The organism is Prevotella sp. oral taxon 306 str. F0472 (assembly GCF_000257925.1).
GTDB classification, from domain to species: Bacteria; Bacteroidota; Bacteroidia; order Bacteroidales; family Bacteroidaceae; genus Prevotella; species Prevotella vespertina.
The window spans coordinates 22641-29503 of record NZ_AJIN01000019.1 but is presented as its reverse complement, the minus strand read 5'-3'; the positions used below and the strand labels follow the sequence as shown (position 1 = coordinate 29503).

Here is a 6863-nt window from a genome sequence, read left to right as displayed (position 1 = left end):
TGAATCTTGCAAGTGAAACCGCCCGTGACATCGTAGCCAATGGTGACATTGTGGAGTTTGGTGACATGGGAACGTTGACACCCTCGTTTAAGAGCAAGGCGGTAGAGACTGTTGAGCAGTTCCGTGCACAGCAGCACATTGAGAAACCTGTTATAAAGTTCCTTGCTTCTGCGAAGTATTTCACACTGAATGATGTTACGTATGAGCAAGTAGCACCAAAGGAAAAGAAAGGAAAGAAAGAGAAAAAGAAGGCAGAAGGAACAGAGCCTTCAGGTCCTGTAACAGAAGGATGATAACGGATTTTTGAGATTCTGCTAAAACAACAAAAAAATTGTTCGCGAAGAAAATCGAAATTCTTCGCGAACAATTTTAATTTTCTTCGCGAAGAATTTTTTGCGTTGCTTAGAGGAACATTGTAGCAGAAGAACAAGGCTTTAGGCTGAATGATATAAGAACACATTTCTTATGACAGGTTCTGCTTCTAGATAAAGGTGCCACGGGAGCATTTATTAGATTGATTCAGGGTATCAATCGTTCTGTAATAAGACAATCGATTATATTAATTGTGAAATTAATGTCTTTCAAAACTAGTGTATTAATTTGGTTCTCTCGCTCCTGTGGTACAGCCTCACCCCCAGCCCCTCTCCTACAGAGAGGGGGGCGCCTAATGGGGTGAGGCTTTTGTGTAAGACAGAGGTACATAGGGCTTGAAGACAGAGTAACAGATGAACACAAAACTTTAGTAACACAATTTTAGACATAAGGATTAGGAAAATAGGGGCGAATGCCACATTTTTATTTGGCACATAAGATAGTTGAAAAGTAAATTATCACGGAATTTTCGTGAAATTCCGTGAGATTCTGTGATAATTCCGTGAGGATATTCTGTAATATGTTGATTACTAGTAGAATAAACTCCTAAGTTTTATACTGCTTTTCCGTGATTTTTAAGTGATATATTCTTATTAAGAAGATTGTATTATCGTTTGTTACTTCGTGATTTCCTAAATTGGATAAGACAACATTCTTATATTGAGGGGATCTTTTAGTTTCTAATAACACCCCAACGGAGCTGCTCCTTTAGGAAGAACTCCGTTGGGGTGAGGCTTTTTTATAGGTTGATACGAATGCCACCGATAACCCATGTGCTGGGTTGAGGGACGTTTCCATAATCAAGGTAATGCGTTCCGAAGAGGTTGTTAGCCTCCAGATAGGCTGTCCAACTCTTATCATTCCAACTTAATCTAGCGTCCATTACGCCGTAACTTCTGTATTTGTGACGTTGATTATTTACGTCCAAATAGCTGCCCATACGGTGTTGGAAGCGATAGTTAAGACCAAGGTCAAGATTGCGCCAAAGGTTCATTTGGAGGTTACTTACCACCTTATTCTTTAAGTATTCGAGGGCATATTTGCTCACGATACCTGCTTGCTCTGTCTTATCTTGGTTGATGTAACTATAAGCAACACCGAACTTCTTAAAGAAACGTTGCGATGGAATGAGCTGCAGAAGATTAAAGTCAAGTGCCATCTCTGCCCCGAAGTCGTTGATAGTTCCGAAGTTAACACTCTTCCAAAGCGGTGCTCCGCTGGCATCTAAAGTCCCATCATTGATCCAGTCGATGAGGTTCTTATGATGATTCCAATATAGGCTCGCCTTGGCTGTAACACCCTTAGTTTCATATTTTACGCCAGTCTCTAATGCTGAAAGTTCCTCTGGTTTGAGGTGCTTATCAGCCTTATGACCGCCTACTGAATAGAACAACTCCGTTACAGAAGGCATACGAAGAGATGTGTTGTAAGAGGCATATAACTTCCATGCTTGTCCAATGCGATAACTTGCGTCAATGCCTGGGTAAACACGCATGTGCATATCAGCTTGTGTGTTCTTAACGGCTATTAGACCCGCAGATAACGTGAATCGGTCAAGGATGAGATTGTGTTCAAAGACGAACTGGATGTTCGTTCTGTTTAGACCAACGGTGTAGTCTCTGTCCGTACCATGGATATGCTTAGGCTTAGCAAGCGGTTCGCCAAGGTTACCACTGACGAGATCTTCATTGCGAATCTCGGCTCCTACGGCTGTTCGTCCTAGTTTCCAATCAAAGTAAGTATTGAGGTTTACACCATAGACATCCGTGCGGTGATAATTGAAAGGATACTTGTTTGCAGCGTTTCGGAACAGTTCGAAGCGATCCATACTACGGTTCCAATAGATGGCAGGACGGATGTGGAAACGCCCTTGTAGATTCTCTGCTTGTATGGCAGTAAAGGTTTTGAAAGTGTGTTCGAACTGGTCATCATACTTCGTTGAGTAGAACGTGTTAGAGCCAAAGTCCTTGATACTCATACCTGCATGCCACTGAACTCTAACGTCGTTATCCGTGTAATTGCCTTGATAGAAAGCCTTACCTGTGTGATAATCAGCATTCAGTTTGCCTGCTTTGTTACGAAGATAACCATCACTGCGGGTATATGAACCAGATAGCTGATTGTTCCATTTTCCCTTTGATAAGTTCGCTCGCATACCAGCACTAAGATAGCCATAAGAGCCGCTTTCGACGTGTGCGGAGAGACTTGATAGTGGTGGAGTTTGGGTTACAATGTTTATAGCACCTAATAAAGAAGACGTACCATAAACTCGTGCAGCAGGTCCTTCAAGAATTTCTATGCGCTCGATTTCACTAATATCAACTGGGAAATCGAAGGCGTTATGACCTGTTTGTGCATCACAGATATTGATGCCGTTGAGAAGAATTGTGACTTGTTCGGAGTTGCCCCCACGTATGCTTACGTCTGTCAAAGCCCCTATAGGACCCTTTTGTCGTACATCGACACCGACGGCATACTTCAATAAGTCATTCACACTCTGTACTGGCGCCGCTTGGATATCCTCACGACTTAGTACAGTTACCATTCTCGCTTGCTGACTAACAGTCAGTGGTGCGCGTGTCCCCGTGACGCTTACTTCATCCATCATCACGCCTCGGTTGGTTATAACTGAGTCCATTTCTGCCTTTTCAGCATTAACGCTAATGCCTTTGGCAGTAGCATGCTGTAAGGTTGTAACACTCAGTACACCAATCAAAACCTCCTTACCAAGAACGGCAAAGAGCGAGTAGCCGTGATTAGAGAAGTGCTTAAACTTCAGGACACTGCGCTTTTCAAAAGTTGGTTTGTACATAATATAATTAATAAGAAAACGCCAGTTGTAAGTTTGTTAACAGACTGGCAAACGGGTGCAAAAGTACTAAATCTTTTTGTAACGGCAATGTTTAATCTATGTGAATGTACTTTTCTGCAATAAAGAGAGATAAAAGTAAGGTTGTTATAGTGCTTATATTCCATCTTTTTAGTACTTTTGTAGGCAATTAATTCTCGGCACCGACAAACTATTAATTGCACAATGAAAGCATTACGTGATCGTATTTTAAAGGATGGTAAGTGTTATCCTGGAGGCATCCTAAAGGTAGATAAGTTTATTAATCATCAAATGGATCCTAATTTGATGAAGCGTATCTGTGTGGAATTCATACGTAGATACGCCTCAATGGAGATTAATAAAATCATCACAATAGAGGCTAGTGGCATTGCACCAGCTATCATGATGGGGTTCTTACTAGACCTTCCTGTTGTCTTCGCAAAGAAGAAGAAGCCTTCAACAATGACCGATATGCTGTCGACGACAGTGTTTTCTTTCACGAAGCAACGTGAGTATCATGTCGTAATATCCAAAGAATACCTAGGAGAAGGCGATAAGGTGTTGTTCGTAGATGACTTTCTTGCCTACGGAAATGCGGCTAAAGGTATCATAGACTTGTGTAAACAAGCAGGTGCGGAACTAGTTGGTATGGGCTTTATTATCGAGAAAGCATTCCAACATGGACGTGATGCAATAGAGCAAGCAGGCGTTCGCTGTGAGAGCTTAGCAATCATTGAATCGCTTGAGAATTGTGAGATTAAGATGAAAGAAGATTAAATAAGGTGGGCATTATGTGTCCACCTTTCTTATTTATAATCTATTTCATCTATACAAAGATTCAATTAAGTGTGTTCTAAAGGACATATAACTCCACCTTATTATATTATAGTTTAAAAGTAAAAGAATGGAAAAGTCGAAAGAACTTATCTATGGTTTGAATGACAAACCACCCCTTCGTGAAACCTTATTTGCGGCTTTGCAGCATTTATTAGCCATCTTTGTGGCTATTATCACGCCTCCCCTCATTATCAGTTCGGCGTTGAAATTTGACTTAGAGACCACTGGCTTCCTCGTATCTATGTCTCTTTTTGTATCAGGGTTAGCGACCTTTATTCAGTGTAAACGCTTTGGTGCATTAGGAGCAGGACTTCTCTGTATTCAGGGAACATCCTTCTCTTTCATCAGTCCAATAATTGGTGCAGGAATGTTAGGTATGGTTGGCGGAAAGATGAACGTTGAAATGGGTTTGAGTTACATCTTTGGAGCATGCCTTGTTGCGGCTTTTGTGGAGATGATAGTGAGTCGTTTACTCCCTTATACACGTAAGATTATCACACCATTAGTGTCTGGTATTGTTGTTTCCCTCATTGGTATGTGCCTCATTAAGGCTGGTATCAATTCGTGCGGAGGTGGTCAGTCGGCTATAGATGCTGGTACTTTCGGATCCATGCAGAATCTAGGTTTAGCCTTCTTAGTACTTGTCAGCATTATATTCTTTAATCGTTCAAGCAACAGATTCCTACGAATGGCATCCATCGTGTTGGGCTTGTTGGTTGGATGTATTGCTGCTTACGCCCTTAACATGATTGACTTTTCACGCATAAGTGGTGCTGGAACGCTGAATATACCAACCCCCTTCAAGTATGGACTGCACTTTGATTTAGGTTCCATCATCGGTCTTGGACTTATCTACTTGGTTACTGCTGTTGAAGCCTTCGGCGATATTACAGCTAACTCATTGATATCTGGCGAGCCAGTTGAGGGTCCTGTATTCTTGAAGAGAGCACAGGGTGGAATCTTAGCAGATGGTTTTAATTCTTTCCTAGCCGCTGTCTTCAATAGTTTCCCTAACTCCATCTTTGCTCAAAACAATGGTATGATACAATTAACGGGCGTTGCCAGTCGTTATGTAGGGTATTTCATTGCAGCTGCCTTGGTGTTATTAGGACTCTTCCCAGTGGTTGGTCAGCTCTTTTCTCTTATTCCTGATGCCGTCTTAGGAGGTGCCACTCTCCTCATGTTCGGTACTGTTGCAGCAGCAGGAATCCGTATCATCGCTTCAACGAAGATAACTCGTAAGGCAGTATTGGTTATGGCAATCAGCTTTGCAATGGGCTTGAGTGTAGAGTTAGTGCCTAATATTCTTGATAAGATGCCAGACCTCATTAAGAGTATCTTCTCAAGTGGTATCACCACAGGAGGACTTACTGCTATCCTCGCTAATGCGTTTATTCGTATTAAGGAGTAGGCATTTATTATTTTTTATCATCGTTTCGGTGCGTTTTCCTTATAAATGTTTATCTTTGCAGATAATGTTGAGGAGAACGCACCGATTGCGTTTCCTGCTAGATAAGAAATTATATTTTAAAGACTATGTCGATACAGAATAGAAAGCGTAAATTTACTAAGTCAATCGCCTTTAAGGTACTTTGTGGACTGGTGATACTCATTCTTTTAGGGATAGGATATAACCTGGTTGTTGCTGATGATGATAGTCCTTTGAGCGAAGAAGAGCAAGAGGAAGAACAGCAACGCACTGCCGATAAGGACACGATAGACATTGTCGGCGATTATTTATGGCCTAATGCAAAGCCTTCAAAGAGTGATTTAACGACCAATGATGATAAGGATAAGACTGCAGATGAGGCTAAGGACAAGACTGACAAGGCTGATAAAGCTAAGGGAAAGGAAAGCACATCCCATCAAGAAAGCAATGAGGCGCCAATGGCTGCACCAGCTTCTCCTGCCCCAACAACGCCTGATCCAGAACCTTCTAGTAAGTCTTCTGCACCTACAATAGAGAAGATGAATGCACCAAAGGTCGAACGATTAGATTAAAGAAGACGTATATTTCAATTAGAAAGAAAGTGAGGTTCTATCATGAAACGATTGTTTTTATGTTTGTTTTCGGCGCTCCTAATGATAGGATGTGCAACGACTTATTATGATTCTGATGGCAAGCCTGTATCTAAGGAGACGATGGCTCAACTGAAAGCTGCTGCTGTCAAGGCTCATTTAGGCGAGCATCGTTACCGCATCTTCATGGATAGAATGGAGCCAATGAGAGGTCCTTCCATCTATTTACAAGATGATTGGGGCATTGAAGTAAGCGGTGATTCGGTTGGTTTATTCCTCCCTTATGTGGGTAGGGTGTACCAAATTCCATACGGTCGGGGCGGTGGCTTGTCCCTTGTTTCGCCTCTTTTGAGTTACAAGGAAGAGCCTATGAAAGGTGGCAGACGCATTTTTATGACCACTCGCAACGATTATGAAAGTTACCAGATAGTCTTGGAAGTGTTCGACAATGCGACAGCCTCCTTGCTTGTCAACCCTAGTGGGAAGGATGCGATACGCTTTACTGGTGTGATGGAACTCAATGACAGTTTTACAGTCAAGAATGGTAAGCCTGTGAAGAAACGCCAAGTATCATTCATGGACTTATAATATTTGGTGGAAAGAATATCCTCCTGTCTCTGCTCATTTACTATTTTGGTAAGGTGCAGATGACAGGATTTTTTTGTTTTAAAGATGTCTCTCTTTATGGGAAGAAGTTATCTTCTATGATTTTTCCTGTCAAATTGTAATACGCATAGAGAATAACTTATCATGTTGGGTTGATATATATCAACTAAATGACAATATGCTAATTGTTGTGCATGAA

5 protein-coding genes and 1 pseudogene are annotated in these 6863 nt (G+C 41.6%); 5 read left to right on the top strand and 1 reads right to left on the bottom strand.

All coding sequences use genetic code 11. The features are described from left to right. Positions 1-293: pseudogene (locus HMPREF9969_RS13000) on the top strand (histidinol phosphate phosphatase); the annotation flags it as partial. Between the two features lie 818 nt (positions 294-1111). On the opposite strand, the gene HMPREF9969_RS03270 reads toward HMPREF9969_RS13000, so the two are convergent. Then, positions 1112-3184 (bottom strand): TonB-dependent receptor, encoded by a 2073-nt coding sequence (locus tag HMPREF9969_RS03270; protein WP_009434429.1) that lies wholly within the window; start codon positions 3182-3184, stop codon positions 1112-1114. Positions 3185-3406: 222 nt separating this feature from the next. Here HMPREF9969_RS03270 and xpt point away from each other — a divergent pair, with 222 nt between their 5' ends. From xpt to HMPREF9969_RS03250, 4 genes are all read left to right on the top strand, one after another. Next, a complete protein-coding gene (gene xpt / locus HMPREF9969_RS03265; RefSeq protein WP_009434437.1) occupies positions 3407-3979 on the top strand; it encodes a xanthine phosphoribosyltransferase in 573 nt (190 codons plus the stop codon). A gap of 127 nt (positions 3980-4106) precedes the next feature. After that, positions 4107-5450: a nucleobase:cation symporter-2 family protein gene (locus HMPREF9969_RS03260; RefSeq protein WP_009434428.1), complete on the top strand. Its 1344-nt coding sequence runs from the start codon at positions 4107-4109 to the stop codon at positions 5448-5450. Positions 5451-5575: 125 nt separating this feature from the next. Further along, positions 5576-6040, top strand: coding sequence for a hypothetical protein (locus tag HMPREF9969_RS03255; protein WP_009434441.1), 465 nt, complete (start codon positions 5576-5578; stop codon positions 6038-6040). A 42-nt stretch (positions 6041-6082) separates the two neighbouring features. Then, positions 6083-6646, top strand: a complete 564-nt coding sequence (locus HMPREF9969_RS03250; RefSeq protein ID WP_036894816.1) for a DUF4251 domain-containing protein — start codon at positions 6083-6085, stop codon at positions 6644-6646. The last annotated feature ends 217 nt before the right edge of the window (positions 6647-6863 follow it).